This window comes from Holdemania massiliensis (assembly GCF_022440805.1).
GTDB classification, from domain to species: Bacteria; Bacillota_I; Bacilli_A; order Erysipelotrichales; family Erysipelotrichaceae; genus Holdemania; species Holdemania massiliensis_A.
In genome coordinates this window covers 466,401-485,346 of the sequence record NZ_JAKNTK010000001.1, presented here as the reverse complement: position 1 = coordinate 485,346, position 18,946 = coordinate 466,401, and the positions used below count along the sequence as shown (strand labels likewise).

The window sequence follows — 18,946 nt, the reverse complement described above, 5'->3', positions numbered from 1 at the left end:
TTTATTCCCTATGATTATAACGGTTGTCGAATAGTTGTCAATAGTCAATTTCAATAAGTTTAAAATTCTTTCTACAGGCCACAATAATCTTATTGAGGTGAGAAGCGATGAAAAAACTGATCACAGCTGGATGCGTGCTGACGCTGTGCGGATTACTGGCTCTTTTGGGCTTTTACGGTTATGCCTACTTATCCTATGTTCCGCTGCTGGGACAGGACAGCCGAATCCGTCTATATAATAACCAGGGTGGTTTAATTTATGAATCAACCTATCAGAAAAACAGTGAATGGATAAATTTGGAGGATGTTCCGCAAACGATGATCGACGCCGTCATCTCGATCGAAGACCGCAGGTTTTATCAACATTATGGTCTGGATCCGATCCGGATAGCCAAGGCGGTCATGGTCAATGCGGAAAACGGCGATATTGTCGAAGGCGGATCGACGATTACCCAGCAGCTGGCGCGCAACTTGTTTTTGACGCTGGATCAGACCTGGTCACGAAAATTTCAGGAAGCCGTCTATGCCGCCAAGCTGGAAATGCATTTCTCCAAAGATCAGATTCTGGAAACCTATCTCAACACGATTTATTACGGGCATGGCATCTACGGCATTCAGAAAGCCGCAGCCTTTTTCTTCGGCAAGGAGCTGGAGGACTGCACGCTGGGGGAAATGGCGATGCTCGCCGGGATTCCCAACGGCCCGTCGTTATTTTCACCGTTTATTTCCATGGAGAATGCCCGCAGACGACAGTCAGTCGTGCTGCAGGCCATGGTCGATAATGAAAAGCTTTCTCAAAGTGAAGCCGACCTGGCTAAATCTGAACCGGTGCTGTTAGCAGACTTTTCAAGTCAGAAAATCATGGGTTCCAGCGGGTATTATAAAGACGCCGTTTTGGCTCAGCTGAAAGAGATGGGTTTTCTCGATCAGGAAACCCTGGAAAAAGGGCTGAACGTCTACACCTATCTGGATCCGCAGATGCAGACGATTCTGCAGGATGCGGTCGATGATCACATGCCCGATACCGATCAACAGATCGCCGGACTGATTCTCGAACCTTTCACCTTCAACGTGCTGGCGATGGTCGGCGGACGCGACTATACGACCTCCCAATACAACCGCGCCTTATATTCCACCCGCCAGGTCGGTTCGACATTGAAGCCGCTGCTTTACTACATCGCCCTGCAGCAGGGCTTGTCGCCTTCCTCGACCTTCCTGTCCACCGCCACGCAGTTTCAGATTTCCCAAAGCGTGTTCTATTCCCCCACCAATTACCGCAACGTCTATCCGGAGAAGGAAATTTCCATGATCAACGCGATCGGCGTCTCCGATAATATTTACGCTGTCAAAACCCATCTGTTTTTGGGAATGGATCTGTTGGCAGACGGATTGGCAGCCTTCGGCATTGAATCGGAAGAAGCGACAGCGGCGATGGCCTTGGGCGCCACGCACTTCCCGTTAATCGATCTGGCCAAGATTTACAACACCTTTGCCTCAGAAGGTCTTGTCGATGAACCGTCGATGATCCGCTTAGTCACCGACAATGCCGGCAACATCCTCTACCAGCGTCATGAAAATCCTAAACAGCTGCTGCATCGGGATGAAACGCTGATGCTTTCGCAGCTGCTGAGAGCACCGTTTGATATCAAGAACCTGCAGGTCATGACGCCTTCATTGCTGGGCTATGAACCGTACACAACGACCGCGGCCAAATCGGGTTCGAGTGATTGGGACAGCCTGATCGCTGGTTATAATCCGCAGATGACCGTTGTTTTATGGAGTGGTTATGACGAAAATGAACGGCTGGAAACCAACGAGGAACGGCGGGTACCGAAATTGATCTGGAAGCAGATTTTCAATACCGTCTACTCACAGGATTCCCCCGGTCCCTGGTACACACTGAGTCCACAGCTGGAAGAGCGACGTGTCGATCCGATCAGCGGTCAGCCCAATCCAGCCGGTTCACTTTACTGGTTCCGCCACACAGATCCATGAGCCGTGTGAAGCATTGAATGAAAAAAGGAAGGTAACAAGCCGAACCTTCCCGAGCATTTTCCCATAGTCTAAAGCAGGAGGGAACAGGATGAACCGTGGATGTTTAATCAGTCTGGCTGCATTAATAACCAGCTTTGGCTTGTTGACGGCACACCTCTGGCCAACGCTTCTCTGGGCACATCACAGTGCCGGGATGGCCTGTCTGACCGGTCAGATAGCGTTAATTGTCTTTCTGCTTTATCGGCACGAATAAGCGCCGCTGCCAGTGAAACCACACTGTCACAGGCACAGGCTGCAGCGTGATCCCCATTTCCATCAGCTTTTTGGCCAGCTGCATGCGCAGATACTGCGGATCGACGGAATAGGCTGAAGGCAGACTGGCGGTGATCCATGCTTGATTTTGAACACAGACAAACCGCAGACCTCCGGCATCAATCCTAGGGCCCAGCTTTTCGGCCAGCTGATGCCAATGATGAATTTGGGCAATGGCTTTTCCCCGGCGGGCAACATCCTTTTCCTGAACCGTCATAATCTGACTTTCCAGGCGCTGGATCAATGTCTGCGGATCAATTTGGCACTTCATTATGCCCACCCCTGGATTTTCTTTGACCCATTCGATCCGGCATGCGCCCTCCCTGCATCGGCCGGACTTTTTTATTTCCTTCAGCGAGCGAATTTCCCAAGGCTGATCCTCCGGTGCAGCCAGCGGCAGCGCAAGCAGACAGGGCTGACTTCCAATCACACCGTTTTGACAGCCCCACCGCCACATCAGGCGGTTGAAAAAGCGCAGACTTCGCTGCAGTGTGAGGGGACTTTCATCCAGAATTCCGCCCAGAATCATCTGTTTCCCTGATTTGCAAACAACACCGATCACTTCCTGCCCTTCGATCTGCGCCTTGAAGCAGCGGCGGAACTGAACGGGAAAAGCCGGCTCTAAAAACCGCGGATCCCGCAGACGGCCGCCCGCCGCCCTTTGGCTATATTCTTTTTCTGTCAGCCATTCCCATCGCATAGCCAACGCCCCCCCTTTTTTCACTTCTGTCAATTTAATTAGACATTTTATGACAGCGAAAAAGCGAAAGAAAAAGCCCTGATTTCCAAGAATTTTGGAGTTTTCAGGGCTGTCAGGGAAAGTCTACTTTTTGCGGTTTGTGCAAAATAAACAATCACTTTGACGAACAGCTGTATTAAATCATCTTTTCCATTTTTTGGATGATCAGCGTTTGATTTTCATCGGTTTATCCGATCCTTTTACCTTTTCTCCATTTCACGGGGATAATACATCCGCAGATCATTCTTGGATTCGCCATGAACCAACGCCGCAGCGATCACCGAAGCCTCCGAGAGTTCACGGATGCTTCCGTCCTCCATCAACACCCAAACCATTGAATTTTCATTCCCTTGGTAAGGTTGATAAGGCCGCTGCCGAACTTCATCCACCGTCAAATAATAAGCGGGATCCCAACCCTTTTCGATTAGACGGGTACGCATTGTTTCCAACTGCTTTTCCGTGTGGATCTCACATGACTGAAACAGATCACGGTCCAGCAGACGCCGGGCCAAATCGGAAGCAATTGGATCCGCGCACTGGCGCAAAAGCGTAAACCCATAGTTGCAGGCGGATTCATCCATCAGAAAATGTTCCTGCGGACTGACGCTTTTTCCTTCCAGAAAAGCGTTGAAGATCGGAATCTGATCCAGAATCGGACTGTGCTGCTGACGCAGCTGCTTTAACCGTGCAAACGTCAGGGCGAGCATTGACTCAAAGCTGCGCGATACCGGATGAAAATAAACCTGCCAGTACATGTGATAGCGGGCCATAATGTAGTCTTCTACCGAATGCATTCCGCTTTCCTTCACGACCATTTTATGATCGCGGACCCGAATCGTCCGCAGGATGCGCTCCAGATCAAATTCACCATACTTTGTCCCTGTGAAATAAGCATCCCTCAGCAGATAGTCCATGCGGTCCGCATCCAGCTGGCCGCTGATCATCTGCACCAGAATCTTATTGGGATGGGTATGATCAATGACTGCCGCTACGCTTTCCGGCAGTGACGGGCAGCAGCGGACTAACGCCCGATGCACTTCGGTATCCTCCAGAATGATCCGGCGCGTCATCTCTTCGTGCTTCGTGGTCGTGACCGATTCGAACGCATGCGAAAATGGGCCATGCCCCAGATCGTGAAGCAGACCCGCCGCCATCACCGTGATTTTTTCCTCCTCGCTCAGCGTTTGGCGCAGATCGCGAATTTCTTCCACCATCCGCCGGGCAATTTCATACACGCCTAACGAGTGCGCAAAACGGGAATGTTCTGCCGTATGATAGACCTGAAAAGCTCCGCCCAGCTGCCGGATCCGTTTTAAACGCTGAACCTCGCGGCTGTTGATGCAGTCCCAGATTACCTGCAGATCGACGTGAATATAGCCATGAATTGGATCGCGAAGCACTTTGACTTCGCTGAGTTTTTCAAACATCGTTTCCACCTGGCCTTTCTGTCTTTATTTTAAAGGTTTCGCCGATGAATTACAATTCGCCTTGCTGTGGATTTCCCATCTTTGTTGTATAATAAAGTTCTAATCGTCAGACTTTCACAATAGAAAGCAGGAGGAATTGACAATGACAACAATTGGCTGGATTGGTACCGGCAACATGGCATCGGCGATCATTCGCGGCATCACGCAGAAAACGCAGGACTACACGATGGCAGCATATTCACCGAATTTAGCGGGAAAGACGGATTTCCCTGCTCAAAAGCTCACTTCGGCAGCCGAGGTGGCGAAGGTCAGCGACATCTTATTTTTAGCGGTCAAGCCGTATAAGATGGCGGAAGTCCTTGAGGAGATTAAGGATGTGCTGAAGCCGGAAACGCTGGTGGTTTCGATTGCGGTTTCTCTGACCTTGGACTGGTATGCCCAGCGGTTAGGGCAGGATGTATCAATTGTGCGAACCTTGCCGAATACCTGCGCTGCGGTTGGTGAAGGCTTCACCGCACTCACCTTCAACGCAAAAGTAACCGAAGCGGAGAAACAACAGGTGATTTCTTTATTTGTGATGACTGGGAAAACCGCTGTCATTGAAGAGGCTCAGATGAATGCGGTATCGGCGCTGACCGGCAGTACCCCAGCCTTAATTTACATGGTGATTGAAGCCATGGCCGACGCTGCGGTTAAGCATGGAATACCCCGCGCACAAGCGTATGCGATGGCCGCCCAAGCCGTCAAAGGGGCAGGCGCGATGGTGAGTGAAACGGGTCTGCATCCAGGTGTGTTAAAGGATCAGGTTTGTTCCCCTTCAGGCAGCACGATTGTCGGTGTGGAAAAAGCGGAAGTGCTGGGTTTGCGCTCAGCGATGCTGGAAGCGGTTGACGCAATCATTGCGAAAACAAATCAGATCAGCGGATAAGGTTTCCTTGCGAATTAAAGTTTAGATGATAAAGACGCTGTGAAAACCGGAAGATGGTTTTTCGCAGCGTCTTTACTTATATCCATTGATCTAATCCTGAGCCTATGCAATTTCAACGAGCCTTCAAGCTGGAGATGACCAAAACATCTTCTTTAAAATGAACCCGATCCATTCTTTTTTTTCTTCATCAGAAGAAAATTGCTTTTCATCTCGGCGGGTGATTCGCATTGTTCCACAGACATATAAGGAATCGTATTCAAATTTAAAATCATAGAATAAATATTCCGCGTCATCATACGCTCCCTTCATGAGCGTAATGGGAACCTCTGAAATCATCATGGAATCCTCTTTGAGGTAGATCCCGCGAGTGATATACGGCGGCAGTTCATAGGAAGAAAAATACAACATCATTTGCAAGCCAGCATCTTGGTTGCCGCCGTTATAATCTAAGCTTTGCCCGATCCACTTTCTTCGATCCCAAATATTTTGCTTGTAATATATATCCCTGACCTGAAACCAGCCTTCGCTCATCGTGTCGCGAAAAAACAAATTCACCGTTTTCCCATTGGGCGCCTCTGTTAATTCCTGACACTCAACACAGGCTTCACTTTTGGATTTAGGATATACATTATGGTAAATATCGTTCAGCTTCAAAGCGACCACCACTGCGAGTACAAGGCCGAGCAACTTGAAGACTCTTTTCATCCTTTTCGCCTTCTTATAAACAAATATTAAGTGTAAAATTTTCAGTGACGCTTTCGTTGTTTGGAGTGATTTCTGCTTAAGCTTTAGACTAAAGACAAGCTTTTATCTCAAAAGCCAGTCAAGAACATTGATTTGCTTGATCCCATTGTGGGAAACAAAGGGAACAGGATCCATTGTCAGCAAATATTTTGGATTGTGATCTTTAATCGCATCCAGCGGTTCCAGTTCGCGCTTCAGTGTTTTTCCATCAGCATCATTGACGGTATAGGCTACTTGATAATATTCCTCGCCTTCTTCCCCAATGGCAATAAAATCCACCTCAACACTGCCAATTTTGCCGACATAGACCTCATAACCACGACGCAGTAATTCTAAATAGACGATGTTTTCTAAAATATGCCCATCGTCCGCCTTTTTTCTTCCCAAAACCGTGGTTCTAAGTCCCACATCAGCGGCATAATATTTATCCCCGGTTTTAAGATACTGTTTTCCTTTGATATCATATCGGCCTACACGATAGAAAATAAAACTATCAATCAAAGCTGTGCAGTAACGTTCGACCGTATGCACTGTAATTTTACGCCCCGCTGAGGTCATGGTATCTGCGATTTTTTTTGTAGAACACAAATTCCCAATATTATCAAATAGGAAACGCACAACACTTTGAAGCATATTCACATCAGAAATTCGATTACAGGCAACAATGTCCTTTAAAATAATCGAATCCACAATTCCTTCCAGATACTGCCGAATATCTCTTTGATGATCTAACTGGAGAACATAGGGAAAAGAACTGTCTATCAGATATTGTTGATAAAGCCGATCAATATTTCTGTCCGTAGGAAAAACCGAACAATACTCCTTAAAGGATAATGGCAACATTTTAATTTCCATATATCGTCCTGACAACAATGTCGCTAGTTCACCAGAAAGCAAAAACGCATTCGAGCCTGTAATATAAACATCACAATTCTTTTTTATATACAAGCTATCGACGGCTTTTTGAAAATCTTTGACCCGCTGAACTTCATCCAAAAAAATGTAGTTCATTTTATCCGGCACTATTTTGTCTTTTACTAACTGATAAAGTGCCTTATATTCTTCTATCTCAGCATAATCACCGTCTTCCAAATTGAATTTTATGATTTGTTGAGCGGAAACCCCATGATTCATCAAATATTCCTGATAAAGTTCGAATAATGTTGATTTCCCACACCTCCGGATTCCGGTGACTACTTTGATGACTTCTTTATCTTTCAACCGAATTAAATTATTTAAATACTGATCTCTGGAAATCATATTTACCACCTCTAGTTTTATCATATCTCAAATCCATAAGATTATCAAAAGTTTTTGCATCGCAATGCAAAAACTTTTGATTTTTAAACATTTTTTAAATTATAATGCAAGCTTTTAAAAAACATCCTTCTGTAAATTGATATACAAAATAAAGACTGTGGATGGGTAATCGAACTTAGATCTGATGCTTTAATTCCATTCGCATTCTGTTCATCCTAATCTGAAAATGATCTATGACAGACGCATAACTATTTTAAAAAGCGCCGCAGAAATTCAACGGAAGTTGTTGCATTCTGCGGCGCTTTACTTACATACATCAGTCCAGGTTTCAGCCTGGGCAATCTCAAACAGCCGTTCCGGCGTCAGCTCAATCGCGCTGTTGCCGCTGCCGCAGGCAGGAAAGACGGTTTCAAATCGCTGCAGCGATACATCCAGATATACAGGAATCCCTGGCTGAATCCCAAACGGACACACCCCGCCGACGGGATGACCGATCTGAACATCCACTTCTGCTTGTCCCAGCATCTTGGCCTTGACATGAAAGAAAGCCTTGAATTTCGCATTGTCGATCTTCTGATCTCCGGCGGTTACAATCAACACCGGCTTGCCATCAACCCAAAACGCCAAGGTTTTCGCAATCCGCGCGGCTTCTGTTCCCAACGCTTCCGCAGCCAAGGCAACCGTTGCGCTGGAATGCTTCAATTCGATAATCTGTTCGGCACAGCCCCAGATTTCCAGATAGGCTCTTGCTTGTTCTAACGCCATAAAATCACTTCCTGTCTGCTTCTAATCTTACTCCGGAAGAAGCATCTTCGCAAGTTTGTTGGATCCCTACTCAATTTTTGGGGATGTTCTCATTTTCCCTGATCATGATCAATCGGAAAGATCAGAGTAAACGTGGTTCCTACGCCAAGTTTGCTCGCAACCTGAATCTCAATCTGATGCCGAACGGCAATTTCTTTGGCGATCGCTAATCCCATGCCGGAGCTGCCGCATTCAATCCCCTTTCCCTGACGATAAAACCGTTTGAAGATGTTGGAGAGGGCTTCCTGATCCATCCCCACACCTTCATCCTGAATCACAATCTCCCCCTTTTGCGTTTGATAATAATAGATCGACTTGCCGGATTCTGTATATTTTACCGCATTGTCCAAAATCAACATCAGCAGCTTGCGGATCAATTCGTAATCGCCAAGCATGACAAAATCATTTTCCGGTGCCTGCGTTACGAATTGGATTTTCTTTTTCATCGCCATGCCGCGGGCGCTCATCGCCGTGTCCGACATCACCTCAGACAGATGCACGGGCTCTTGTTTAATCTTGAATTCCTTGGTTTTTAACGTTGAGATCATCAACAGATCCTGAATCAGTTTTTGTAAATATCGGCTTTCTGATAACATCTGCTGATAATAAGCTGCGACATCCTCTGGATTTTTGATCACACCATCGGCCAGAGCTTCCAGTGAACCGCGGATCACGGTGACCGGTGTTTTCAGCTCATGGGAAATATCCGCCAGGAAGTTATCGTGCATTTTCGCTTCATTTTTCTGAATTTCCTTACTTTTGCGAAGCTCAATCGCAAGCTGATCCATCGAATAAGCCAGCTCTCCGATTTCATCCTTCTGATGAATATGAGTCTGGATCGTTAAATTCCCCTGCGCCAGCTCCTTGGCGATCAGCGTGATCTTGCGGATTGGAGCAGTGAAGCGATTCGACATAAAAACGATGACCAGCAGAAGCAGCAGTAAAACTACCAGCGTCAAGCCAAACAGAAAGCTGTTGATCTTGGACTGCATCGCGATGGAATCGCTGGCCTGATGCAGAATCAGAATGATGCCGACCGTTTCCCCGCTGACATTTTGAATCGGCGCCGCACCGGCAATGATATGCCCGTCGGAAGTGGGAAACTCGATGCAGGAGCTTTCTCCCGCCAGCGCTGAATCCCGAACGGTTTCCGCTTCCGGAATCAGACTGATATCCTGCTTTTCAATCAGCTGATTGTCATTTAAGTAGAGATATTGACCATTTCGATCACACAGCGAATAGCTGTAATCACTAATATCCGAAAGCATCGCCAAACTGTACTCCACATTTTCCAGGCTCTTGATCGACTGAATGAAATTCTCCGGTCCCGTCTTCTCCGGAAGCATCCGTTCAAACGTTTCCGCTACGTTTTCTGCCCCGCGGAAAATAATATCGACATGATGCGAGTTTAAAACATCCGCTGTAAAATGCGAAAAATTGTAAACTAAAATCACGGCATAGCTCACAATGACTACGCCGAACATCAGCACTAACTTAGTTGTCAGCTTGCTCATGCTTCTTTTCCTCGTAAGCAAAGCTGTAGCCTACGCCCCAGATCGTTTTGATTGAGAAACAGGGATGCGGAACTTCATCCAGTTTGGCGCGCAGCCGCTTCACACAGGAATCCACTGCCCGATCATAACTCTCCCCACTGTAGCCCCAGACCAGATCCAACAGAATCTCACGGGAATAAACCCGGCCGGGATGGGAAGCAAGCAGGACAAGCAGCTCCATTTCCTTCTTGGTCAGATTGATCGGTTTACCATCCAGACTAACTAAATTCCGGCTTTCCTGAATCATTAAATTGCCATAGACAAAGTCGGCTTGTTCCGGATTTTCCTCGGTTCTACGCAGCACCGCGCGAATCCGCGCCATGACTTCCTGGCAGGAAAAGGGTTTGAGAATATAATCATCCGCGCCGATATCCAGTCCCATAACCCGATCCTGATCCGCTGTCTTGGCGGTAATCATCAGGATCGGAACACGGGATACCTTGCGGATACATTGACAGACTTCAAAGCCGTCGATATCCGGAAGCATAACGTCCAACAGGATCACATCCGGCTTGTAGTTGGTGAAATAGGCCAGGCCTTCCTGTCCGTTGTGTGCGATCAGCATCGTATAGCCCGCTTCTTTTCCATAATGATACAAAATGTTGCAGATGGATTCGTTGTCATCCACTATTAAAATCGTTTTCATACTCGTTCTCCCATTTTAATTATAACTAACAACAGAATTTAGTCAAAACTGTGTCAAAACCAAAATATTTTCAACACATTGTTAAATTATTATCTTGTTGCATTGCAAGAGGAGGAAAGACAATGAAAAAGCTTATTCGTCTGGCTTTGTGCCTGCTTATTGCGGCTTCGGTTACCGGCTGCAGCAATTCAGGAACAACCAGCACCCCAACTCCCTCAACGTCAGCTTCGACGCTGACGCCGGGTACGTATACCGCAACGGTTACGGGTCATAACGCCCCAATTACGATTGAAGTCACGGTCAACGACCACGCGATCGAATCCATTCAGGTCATTGAATCTTCGGAGACCACCGGAATTGGAACCAACGCGATGGATCAGCTGACAAACGACATCATCGCTAATCAGACAGTGAATCTGGATACGATCACCGGATCGACGATTACCAGCGCTACCTTCATGGCTGCCGTCAAAGACGCGCTGACCCAGGCTGGAGCGGACTTGAGCACCAGCTTCAACACAGAAGTCGCTGCAGAAGCGTTGAATGACAGCTATGACTGCGACGTATTGGTCATCGGCGGAGGTGGATCCGGAATCACCGCTGCCGTGCGGGCGGCACAGACCGGCGCGGACGTTATTTGTATCGAAAAGAACGGCTTCATCGGCGGCGATACGGTCCTCAATGCCGGAACGATGGTTGCGACCAACTCCCGGATTCAAAAAGAGGTCTTAAACGAAACCAACGATTCTTCTGAACTGCTGTATCAGGATATCATGCAGGTCGGTCTGCAAAAGAACGATCCTGTCTTAGTCAAGCTGCTGGCTGACAACATTGGCGAATGCATCGACTGGCTGACGGATGATTTGAAGATTGCCTACGATGCCGCAGCTACGCAGTATCCGGATCATTCTGCTTCCCGGCAGATCGGCGTTGTCGGCCGTTCAGTTTCCTTCTTAGATCAGATGAAGGATCTGCTTGCCCAAAACAACGGCCAGCTGTTCACGGATGTTCGGGCTTCCAAGCTTCTGACCGATGACAGCGGTGCCGTCGTGGGTGCCATGGCTACCGATGCTACGGGAAAAGAAGTGACGATTAACGCCAAATCCGTTGTTCTGGCAACCGGCAGCTTCGGCGCCAATCAGAAATTACTGCCGGAAACCCTGAACGGTTATCTGTTCTACGGTCGTGACAGCGACACCGGCGACGGCTTAGTCATGGGTGAAGAAGTCGGCGCAGCCACGATCAATCTGGATCTGGTCAAGGTTTATGCTCAGGGCGTCGAAAAGCTGCCGACCAAAGGTCTGGCCGCGACGGCCAGCTCGACGGCAGCCACGGCAGGTCATGGTGCGATTTATGTGAACTCCAAGGGTGAGCGAGTCGTCAGTGAAGTCGGTACTTTAAGTGAAATCACTAACGCCACTACAGCTCAGGAAGACAAAATTCTTTACCTGGTTATGGATGAAGAGGCATATGCCGCGTATCTTGCCAAATCTGTTGAGGACAAGCTGATCCCTAGCGAAGCTTCCATCGAAGATTGGTATTCCGTATCCAACAACGGCAAACCGATCATTGTCAAAGGGGATGATCTGAGTGCGCTGGCCGGACAGATGGGCATTGATGCCGAAGGTCTGAGTGCGACAGTCGCAGAATACAACGACATGTGCGCCGCTGGCAAAGACACACAGTTCAACAAGCCGGAACCCGTTGCCCTGAAGGAAGGTACCTATGTCATCGTTGAACAGAAGCCACGCTTCGCAACAACATTAGGCGGCTTAAAAGCCAATGAGAACCTCCAGATCGTGGATACAGACGGCAATCCGATTGCCAACCTCTATGGTGCAGGCTGTGTTGTCGGCGGTGCCAATGGTGCAGATTCCATGACAGCGATGATGCAGGGCTGGGCTAATTTCTCGGGCTACACTGCAGGCACCAACGCTGCGAAAAACGCCGGGAAATAAATTCACTTTCATTTCATTTTAAAACTGAAAACACAGAAATACAAAAACCAGACTTTCAGCAAAGCCGCTGAATCAGTCTGGTTTTTATTTTGTTGCTTCTTTTGTTCTTTGATTCTTTCATTTAGTCGTTACTGAATACTCACTTTTAACGGTCTCGCTCCCGATTCACATACCGGTATTCATAAATATTTCCATGCTGGTCATGAAACTCAATTCGATGAGCGCCAAGCTCAGCAGGAAGAACATCCACTTCTTTACCATCTTCATAGGCAGTTAGTCCTAGTGCTTTAAAATCCACTAAGGCAGAATCTAAAGCACTTAGCTGAAGAGAAGCTTCAAAGGGTTCTGATTCAATGTAAAATTCATCAGTGGAAAAATAAATCGGCCTTAAATACTCCCTGCGATTTAAACCATCATCGGGGATATAGGAAAACAATTTATCCTCTAAGAGATGGACAAGATTCAAGATCAGATCATGATTCGGCAGCACATAGCGCTGACTGTTGATTTTAACCCCATCCCCGCAATATTGAATAAACGTGACCGAATAATCCTGAGCATCGTTGACTGTTAGAGTAACAGGAGCATAAAACAAGTCATAACTTGGATCATGACAGTGAACTTCGGAATATCGTGAATCTTCAGGATAGATCACCGATTCTTTTATCTCACTGATAAAAGCTTCCGCAAACTTGAAATCGGTAAAAACCAGTCGGGAAGAAAACCAGAAATCAATAGTTACCGAATCCATGACCGGGGGCAGCCAGACTTCAAACGGAAGCGGATCTCCGAACAAAAGCGCTTTTTTGCTTTTTTCCCCTAAATTCAACTTCTCATTGAAAGGGATATCCGTTACCTTAAAAGTTACCTCTTTGCTTGTGATTTGATTTCCATCGTGGAATTTTAGGAAAGCTATATTCCGGTAGTTTTTATCTATGATCTGGACCGTAAAGTCCGTGAAAAGCTGAAGATTCTCATCCGCATTTTCAGCAGCGGAGATTTGATGATCAAAAAGATACGGGATTGATCTGACTTTTGCACCATTGTCGTAAAGGATATTCATTCGATAAGTTTCCTTTTCCGCTAAATCAAAACCACGTTCAGAGATCGTAAACAGACTTTCGGAAACGGGTTCAGCGGATTGGGGTGGCTGAACGTCTTTCTGGGTATAAGCTGAGATCAAGAATCCAAACGCAACGATGAACATTAACAAAATGTTCTTTGAGTGATGTTTGGCTCTAAGTGATTGCTTTTGATCGTGATTAAAAAGATGATCAAACATTTTCGGATGAATTTTATCCCCAGTCATTTTCATGCTTTCCACCCCTTTTCGATTTGAGTGAAGTTCTGTCCTTCTTTTCAGTTGAAAACCTGACGCTTGCCGGCAATCCCGCTCGGCCTATTTCAAGTCAAAAAGAGCTTTCTCGTAATCTTCGACATAGTATCGTATATTTTTACGACCTTTTTGGATTATCGTATGCCCTTCGGCTTCCAGCTTTTCTTTCTGCGCTTCAATCCCGCCGGGGTATTTGGCATTCAGCTCGCCCTTGGCTTTCAGCGTTCTCCAATAAGGCGTTTTGTCTTCTCTGCGCTGCTCGCTTGCCCACGCCACAATTGAAACAAAAATACCGGCGGTGATCGGTTCTGTAAAGTCCGCATGATTTTGTTTGGCGAAATATTCCCGGATTTTTCCAACGGTCATCAGTTTGCCATAAGGAATTCTTTTCATTACCTTGTCATAATCAATGGGCGGCGCAAAATACATTTTGCTTCCGCCGTATTTCTCAATGCTGCTCTGATCGGTGATCGTCTGAAACTTGGGCATATCCTTACTGTCATGGAGCATCGCGTTAAAATCTTTTTTATCTTCATTGGCCATGAGTGTTCCCTCCTGCTTTAAGGATAAGCAGTTCTTTCCTTCTATGCAATGAGACAGTTATAATTATTTACGTAATTTTCTATCAAATAAAACTTATTCCCGGATAAACTGTTTGTCTGATTCAGGGAGCGGTTCTTCTGATGGAACAGTTCTTTCAACTTTCATATGCAAATCATATTTTAAACGAAGCTCCGTGATTTTCTTCATCATCGGCGAGGCATGATGCCGGTCAATCGCCTGCTGGTTTTCCCAGGCATCAATCAACAAGACCGTTTCCGGATCTTCCATGGAAAAGAAATAATCATAACGAAGATTCCCTTCTTCCCGGCGAATCTGAGCAACGGTTCCGCTCTGAACCATTTCTTCGGCAAATTGGCGGGCATGGCCCTGGATTCCTGTATAATAGATGTTGACAATGATCTTCATATGCTTCCTCCTTCTTCACTTACAATTAACTTTCGATTCCTCTCGGCACATTCACAATTTATGTTCACTTGCCGATCATTCATTTAAGAAAAGGTTCGCCATCCATTCCATTTCACTGAACTTCATGGACTTCCCTTGCAGCAGCGGCAATTCTGCCGCATGATATTCAGGCCAGTAGCCGTTGGGCGGCAGCGGGAAAGTTTCAATATCCCGATTAGAACTGAAGTGATCATTCCAGTAAACCCAGCGGTTTGTTCCCTGGCGCAGATTGTTGGCAACAAAAACCATCGTCTTCGGCACAGCATTTTCATCGTTATCCAACCTTACCCAGGCCACCAGCTGAGCAGAATTTTCAAGCTCAGAATCAATAAAAACCGCCTTTTCAATCGTCAGTATCCCGTCAGGATTGTGATTGTAGCGCAGACTGGAAAAGCGGAAAATGATTTCCTCCAAAGCTTCCTGCACATCTGGTGTCTGCGCTTCTTCCCGACTCAGCAGCGGCATTGTTCCCCGGATCCGCGGCTCGTCAGTCAGTTTGATATTGCAGGCTGGATACCAGTTATAGCGGGGAGCCTGACAGCTGAAAGCTGATTCAACCCGTTTCAGCTGATCCAGCCACGCCAGATCGCCGGCCTGCCGGGCATACCGCAGATCGTCGTCCAACAGCCGTTGATTCCATACCTTCTGATTGGGATAGGAATCTCCGGAATACACGGAAACATGATAATACTCCCATGCCTCGCGGCTGATTTCAATCAACGGTTTCTGCAGCATACTGCGGACAAACAACGTCAGCGTCAGCGCGGCGATCACAACCAGAAGACAGTTCAGTCCTGTTCGTTTCATTGCCGCACCAGCCCCTTTCCATTGCCCCATTGCCAAGTGGGATCAGCATCCGCCTGCTGCTGGAATGTCTGCGGATCAATCCGGCGCAGCGTTTTTGACGCAAAATGAAAAACATCATTCTCATCAAAGCAGGCACCTTTGACTTCCACTGCATAGATTCCGTCATTTTCCAGATCTTCAAAGATCACAATCAGAATCCCTTCACCTGTTTCATCCAATCGTACAGCATGCGTAATCCAGCTTGCATGTCCGGCAAATCCCAGGTTTACCTTATGCAAAATATCGCTCCGTTCAGAAACCAGCCGGCTGTCCAATTCGTGAATCGGCGCCAATAAATTCGCAACTTCCAGCCTGACTGGCGAAGTGTCCGGATCCACTTTTAAAAGCTGAGAGTAGACGGAGTCATAAACCGGAATCACCGTCAGCAAATCGCCGTTATGCAGATCTGAAAGAGCACTCAGTTCAATCAGCCCGTCGGCCGTTTGTGCGAAGAACTCCACATTCGCGCAGAACTGCCCTTCCTGAGTGATATTCAGAGTTTCCTTGATATTGGTAAACTCTACCCGACCATAACCATCGGCGCCGCTAAATCGGAATACCCCGCAGTGCCGGAAATCCACAGGGGTTAAATGATGCCAGCGCTGACTGAGAAAACCATAACAATTTCCCACAATTAAAATCAGAAGCAGCACTGTCATGATCTTGGATCCCAGCAGCCTCATTCCTTTCATTGCCAATTCCCCTTTCCTGTTTTTCGTCTTTAAATCAATTATATCATCCCCATTTTCTTTCTTTTCAGTGGGAAAGGAATTGTAAGAATTCCTTCATGATTCTTCAGAGCCGAAAGTTTTTTATTTTAGAGATTCTTTGTACCAGCAGTTGTGTAAGCCTAGCAGCACTTTGCCCCTGCACATAAGTTGGTAGTGGGAAACAAGATTTCTCATGACCAACTTAAAGGAGGAATTGACTATGAGTATCGTCCAATGTTCATTAAATCAAATCCCATTGGGGAAGCGCTGCAAAGTGACTCAGCTCAACAGCACCGGCTCCATCCGCACCCGTTTGCAGGATATCGGTTTAGTCCAGGGAACGGAACTGATTCCGCTGGTCAAAAGCTGTGCCGGCGATCCGGTAGCTTATCTGATCCGTGGTACCGTCATTGCCATTCGCGACAAAGATTCCCGTTCCATCCTTGTCGAGCATGACGAGGAATAAATATGGGACTCACTGTCCAGTCGACCAGCGCGAAAGCCAGCCGCAGCTTCCGCTTTGCGGATTCGGAAATTCTGGTAGCCCTGGCCGGCAATCCCAATGTCGGAAAAAGTACGGTATTCAATGAACTGACCGGCATGAAGCAGCATACCGGCAACTGGCCGGGAAAAACGGTCGCCTTGGCCAAAGGGGTGACCCGTCATCACAATCAGGACTACACGCTGGTTGATCTGCCAGGAACGTATTCTCTGATCGCCAACAGTGCGGAAGAAGCGATCGCCAGCGAATTCATCTGCTTTGACAAGCCGGCAGTGACAATCGTCGTCTGCGATGCGACCGCACTGCAGCGCAACCTGAATCTCGTCCTTCAAATTCTCCAGATGACCGCCAATGTCGTCGTCTGTGTTAATCTGATGGATGAAGCTCAGAAAAAAAATATCACCCTTGATCTGGAAGCTCTCAGCCGGCTGCTTCATGTCCCGGTGGTGGGCGCCAGCGCCCGTTCCCACAAAGGATTGGACGCCCTGATGGAGGCGGTGGCAGATCTGGCTGCGCATCCGCGAACCGAGATCGCCTGCCTGGACTATCCGTTTGCGATTCAAAATGAACTGGATCGGCTGCGTGGGCAGCTGCGGATGCTCGATCCAGCCTATGATATTCCCTGGATCGCCCTGCAGATCTTAAACGCGCCGGAAACCACGCTGAAGCTCTTGTATGAATCCACCTCCATGACCCAGGCTGATATCGAAACATTGCACAGTCTGGCACTGCGCAGCCGCAAGGTTCTGGATCAGGCGTATAAAAAAGAACGCTGGGAAGACTTGTTGATTCAATGCCCGGTGGAAAAAGCGCAGGAGCTTGCCGAACAAACTGTCACGATGAACGAAGCGGAGGCGATGAAGCGGGACCGGCAGATTGATAAGATTCTGTTCTCCCGCTGGGCGGGCGTGCCCTTGATGATTCTGCTTTTGTGCCTGGTCTTATGGATCACGCTGGCGGGGGCAAACGTACCTTCGCAGATGCTGGCGGAATTCCTGTTTTCTCTGGAAGCGCCGCTGGCGGCGGGTTTGCGTGCCTTGCATCTGCCGGAGGTTCTGGTCATCATGCTGAGCGAGGGCATGTATCGGGTTTTAGCCTGGGTCGTCGCCGTCATGCTTCCGCCGATGGCGATCTTCTTCCCGCTGTTTACCTATCTGGAAGATTTGGGTTATCTGCCGCGCGTTGCCTTCAACCTGGATAAAACCTTTGCGAAAGCGCACGCCTGCGGCAAGCAGGCCCTGACCACCTGCATGGGTTTTGGCTGCAATGCCGCCGGCGTCATCGGCTGCCGAATCGTCGATTCTCCACGCGAACGTTTGATCGCAATTCTCACGAACAACTTCGCTCCTTGTAATGGACGCTTTCCCACGCTGATCAGTATTCTGACAATGTTCTTTCTCGGCTCTGCTGCCGGTTTGTCGCAATCGCTGCTTTCAGCGCTGTTGTTAACCCTAACAATCTTATTGGGACTGGGCATGACGTTTCTGGTCAGCCGGCTGTTATCCGCCACCGTGCTCAAAGGCGTACCGTCCTCGTTTACACTGGAGCTGCCGCCTTATCGCAGACCGCAGCTGGGCAAGGTGCTGGTACGTTCTGTCTTTGACCGCACGCTGTTTGTCTTAGGCCGGGCGATCACCGTCGCCGCTCCCGCCGGCATCCTGCTTTGGGTTATGGCCAATATCGGCATCAACGGTCAGTCCCTTCTGGCCTGGGCTTCCGGTTTCCTGGATCCGTTAGGCCGCTTCATGGGTCTGGACGGAGTCATTCTGATCGCCTTCATCCTCGGCTTTCCTGCCAATGAAATCGTCATTCCGATCATCATCATGGCTTATCTGGCCAATGGCTCTCTGATTGAGATGAACAGTCTGAGCGCGATGAAAGACCTGTTTCTGGCCCAGGGCTGGACCCTGACCACGGCAGTCTGCACACTGATCTTCGTCCTGTTTCACTGGCCATGTTCAACGACCTGCCTGACGATTTACAAAGAAACCAAAAGTCTGAAATGGACGCTGGCGGCGATTGCGATCCCGACGGTCTGCGGTATCCTGTGCTGCAGTGCGGCAGCGTTTGTGCTGCGGCTGTTCTGATGTAAAAGAAGCTGGAATTCAAGCGATCCACATTCATGCCTTCTTCATGATCAGATAAACATCATCCCCTGCTTGAACCTGGGAGCGCCCGC

18 protein-coding genes are annotated in these 18,946 nt (G+C 48.0%); 6 read left to right on the top strand and 12 right to left on the bottom strand.

Features of this window, described 5'->3' with window-relative positions:
* The first annotated feature begins 107 nt into the window (after positions 1–107).
* Positions 108–1,994: a transglycosylase domain-containing protein gene (locus MCG46_RS02290; RefSeq protein ID WP_240277315.1), complete on the top strand. Its 1,887-nt coding sequence runs from the start codon at positions 108–110 to the stop codon at positions 1,992–1,994.
* 88 nt (positions 1,995–2,082) lie between these two features.
* Positions 2,083–2,247 carry a hypothetical protein gene (locus tag MCG46_RS02285; protein WP_240277312.1) on the top strand — a complete coding sequence of 55 codons (165 nt, stop codon included), beginning with the start codon at positions 2,083–2,085 and terminating at the stop codon, positions 2,245–2,247.
* On the opposite strand, the gene MCG46_RS02280 is transcribed toward MCG46_RS02285, so the two are convergent.
* Both MCG46_RS02280 and MCG46_RS02275 read right to left on the bottom strand, forming a co-directional pair.
* Positions 2,215–3,006, bottom strand: a complete 792-nt coding sequence (locus MCG46_RS02280; protein WP_240277311.1) for a hypothetical protein — start codon at positions 3,004–3,006, stop codon at positions 2,215–2,217. The genes MCG46_RS02285 and MCG46_RS02280 overlap by 33 nt on opposite strands.
* 239 nt (positions 3,007–3,245) lie before the next feature.
* On the bottom strand, positions 3,246–4,472 hold the full coding sequence (locus MCG46_RS02275) for an HD domain-containing protein (protein WP_240277306.1): 1,227 nt from the start codon (positions 4,470–4,472) through the stop codon (positions 3,246–3,248).
* A gap of 142 nt (positions 4,473–4,614) precedes the next feature.
* Here MCG46_RS02275 and proC point away from each other — a divergent pair, with 142 nt between their 5' ends.
* On the top strand, positions 4,615–5,400 hold the full coding sequence (proC, locus tag MCG46_RS02270; protein WP_240277304.1) for a pyrroline-5-carboxylate reductase: 786 nt from the start codon (positions 4,615–4,617) through the stop codon (positions 5,398–5,400).
* A 123-nt stretch (positions 5,401–5,523) separates the two neighbouring features.
* Here proC and MCG46_RS02265 read toward each other — a convergent pair whose 3' ends face one another.
* The 5 genes from MCG46_RS02265 to MCG46_RS02245 all read right to left on the bottom strand — a co-directional run bounded on the left by MCG46_RS02265 (position 5,524) and on the right by MCG46_RS02245 (position 10,407).
* Positions 5,524–6,105 (bottom strand): hypothetical protein, encoded by a 582-nt coding sequence (locus tag MCG46_RS02265; RefSeq protein ID WP_240277300.1) that lies wholly within the window; start codon positions 6,103–6,105, stop codon positions 5,524–5,526.
* A 102-nt stretch (positions 6,106–6,207) separates the two neighbouring features.
* Positions 6,208–7,404, bottom strand: a complete 1,197-nt coding sequence (locus MCG46_RS02260; RefSeq protein WP_240277297.1) for an ATP-binding protein — start codon at positions 7,402–7,404, stop codon at positions 6,208–6,210.
* A 303-nt stretch (positions 7,405–7,707) separates the two neighbouring features.
* On the bottom strand, positions 7,708–8,169 hold the full coding sequence (locus tag MCG46_RS02255) for a YbaK/EbsC family protein (RefSeq protein ID WP_240277295.1): 462 nt from the start codon (positions 8,167–8,169) through the stop codon (positions 7,708–7,710).
* 89 nt (positions 8,170–8,258) lie between these two features.
* Positions 8,259–9,722, bottom strand: a complete 1,464-nt coding sequence (locus tag MCG46_RS02250) for a sensor histidine kinase (RefSeq protein WP_240277294.1) — start codon at positions 9,720–9,722, stop codon at positions 8,259–8,261.
* Positions 9,703–10,407 (bottom strand): response regulator transcription factor, encoded by a 705-nt coding sequence (locus MCG46_RS02245; protein ID WP_240277292.1) that lies wholly within the window; start codon positions 10,405–10,407, stop codon positions 9,703–9,705. The genes MCG46_RS02250 and MCG46_RS02245 overlap by 20 nt, the downstream gene beginning before the upstream one ends.
* 122 nt (positions 10,408–10,529) lie before the next feature.
* On the opposite strand from MCG46_RS02245, the gene MCG46_RS02240 reads away from it, so the two are divergent.
* Positions 10,530–12,365 carry an FAD-dependent oxidoreductase gene (locus tag MCG46_RS02240; protein ID WP_240277290.1) on the top strand — a complete coding sequence of 612 codons (1,836 nt, stop codon included), beginning with the start codon at positions 10,530–10,532 and terminating at the stop codon, positions 12,363–12,365.
* Between the two features lie 145 nt (positions 12,366–12,510).
* Here MCG46_RS02240 and MCG46_RS02235 read toward each other — a convergent pair whose 3' ends face one another.
* From MCG46_RS02235 to MCG46_RS02215, 5 genes are all read right to left on the bottom strand, one after another.
* On the bottom strand, positions 12,511–13,680 hold the full coding sequence (locus MCG46_RS02235; protein ID WP_240277288.1) for a hypothetical protein: 1,170 nt from the start codon (positions 13,678–13,680) through the stop codon (positions 12,511–12,513).
* Positions 13,681–13,764: 84 nt separating this feature from the next.
* Positions 13,765–14,244 carry an MGMT family protein gene (locus MCG46_RS02230; RefSeq protein ID WP_240277286.1) on the bottom strand — a complete coding sequence of 160 codons (480 nt, stop codon included), beginning with the start codon at positions 14,242–14,244 and terminating at the stop codon, positions 13,765–13,767.
* Between the two features lie 93 nt (positions 14,245–14,337).
* Positions 14,338–14,670, bottom strand: coding sequence for an antibiotic biosynthesis monooxygenase family protein (locus MCG46_RS02225; RefSeq protein ID WP_240277283.1), 333 nt, complete (start codon positions 14,668–14,670; stop codon positions 14,338–14,340).
* Positions 14,671–14,745: 75 nt separating this feature from the next.
* Positions 14,746–15,516 (bottom strand): hypothetical protein, encoded by a 771-nt coding sequence (locus tag MCG46_RS02220; RefSeq protein ID WP_240277281.1) that lies wholly within the window; start codon positions 15,514–15,516, stop codon positions 14,746–14,748.
* A complete protein-coding gene (locus tag MCG46_RS02215; protein ID WP_240277279.1) occupies positions 15,513–16,247 on the bottom strand; it encodes a hypothetical protein in 735 nt (244 codons plus the stop codon). The genes MCG46_RS02220 and MCG46_RS02215 overlap by 4 nt, the downstream gene beginning before the upstream one ends.
* Positions 16,248–16,485: 238 nt before the next feature.
* Between MCG46_RS02215 and MCG46_RS02210 the strand changes: the two genes are divergently transcribed.
* Together MCG46_RS02210 and feoB are read left to right on the top strand one after the other, a co-directional pair.
* Positions 16,486–16,731, top strand: a complete 246-nt coding sequence (locus MCG46_RS02210) for a FeoA family protein (RefSeq protein ID WP_006058412.1) — start codon at positions 16,486–16,488, stop codon at positions 16,729–16,731.
* A 2-nt stretch (positions 16,732–16,733) separates the two neighbouring features.
* Positions 16,734–18,854: a ferrous iron transport protein B gene (gene feoB, locus MCG46_RS02205; protein WP_240277278.1), complete on the top strand. Its 2,121-nt coding sequence runs from the start codon at positions 16,734–16,736 to the stop codon at positions 18,852–18,854.
* Positions 18,855–18,946: the final 92 nt, after the last annotated feature.

Bases quoted from the DNA above. Each gene is read 5' to 3' on its own strand.
- MCG46_RS02290 (WP_240277315.1), top strand. From the start codon at position 108: ATGAAAAAACTGATCACAGCTGGATGCGTGCTGACGCTGTGCGGATTA.
- MCG46_RS02285 (WP_240277312.1), top strand. From the start codon at position 2,083: ATGAACCGTGGATGTTTAATCAGTCTGGCTGCATTAATAACCAGCTTT.
- MCG46_RS02280 (WP_240277311.1), bottom strand. From the start codon at position 3,006: ATGCGATGGGAATGGCTGACAGAAAAAGAATATAGCCAAAGGGCGGCG.
- MCG46_RS02275 (WP_240277306.1), bottom strand. From the start codon at position 4,472: ATGTTTGAAAAACTCAGCGAAGTCAAAGTGCTTCGCGATCCAATTCAT.
- proC (WP_240277304.1), top strand. From the start codon at position 4,615: ATGACAACAATTGGCTGGATTGGTACCGGCAACATGGCATCGGCGATC.
- MCG46_RS02265 (WP_240277300.1), bottom strand. From the start codon at position 6,105: ATGAAAAGAGTCTTCAAGTTGCTCGGCCTTGTACTCGCAGTGGTGGTC.
- MCG46_RS02260 (WP_240277297.1), bottom strand. From the start codon at position 7,404: ATGATTTCCAGAGATCAGTATTTAAATAATTTAATTCGGTTGAAAGAT.
- MCG46_RS02255 (WP_240277295.1), bottom strand. From the start codon at position 8,169: ATGGCGTTAGAACAAGCAAGAGCCTATCTGGAAATCTGGGGCTGTGCC.
- MCG46_RS02250 (WP_240277294.1), bottom strand. From the start codon at position 9,722: ATGAGCAAGCTGACAACTAAGTTAGTGCTGATGTTCGGCGTAGTCATT.
- MCG46_RS02245 (WP_240277292.1), bottom strand. From the start codon at position 10,407: ATGAAAACGATTTTAATAGTGGATGACAACGAATCCATCTGCAACATT.
- MCG46_RS02240 (WP_240277290.1), top strand. From the start codon at position 10,530: ATGAAAAAGCTTATTCGTCTGGCTTTGTGCCTGCTTATTGCGGCTTCG.
- MCG46_RS02235 (WP_240277288.1), bottom strand. From the start codon at position 13,680: ATGAAAATGACTGGGGATAAAATTCATCCGAAAATGTTTGATCATCTT.
- MCG46_RS02230 (WP_240277286.1), bottom strand. From the start codon at position 14,244: ATGGCCAATGAAGATAAAAAAGATTTTAACGCGATGCTCCATGACAGT.
- MCG46_RS02225 (WP_240277283.1), bottom strand. From the start codon at position 14,670: ATGAAGATCATTGTCAACATCTATTATACAGGAATCCAGGGCCATGCC.
- MCG46_RS02220 (WP_240277281.1), bottom strand. From the start codon at position 15,516: ATGAAACGAACAGGACTGAACTGTCTTCTGGTTGTGATCGCCGCGCTG.
- MCG46_RS02215 (WP_240277279.1), bottom strand. From the start codon at position 16,247: ATGAAAGGAATGAGGCTGCTGGGATCCAAGATCATGACAGTGCTGCTT.
- MCG46_RS02210 (WP_006058412.1), top strand. From the start codon at position 16,486: ATGAGTATCGTCCAATGTTCATTAAATCAAATCCCATTGGGGAAGCGC.
- feoB (WP_240277278.1), top strand. From the start codon at position 16,734: ATGGGACTCACTGTCCAGTCGACCAGCGCGAAAGCCAGCCGCAGCTTC.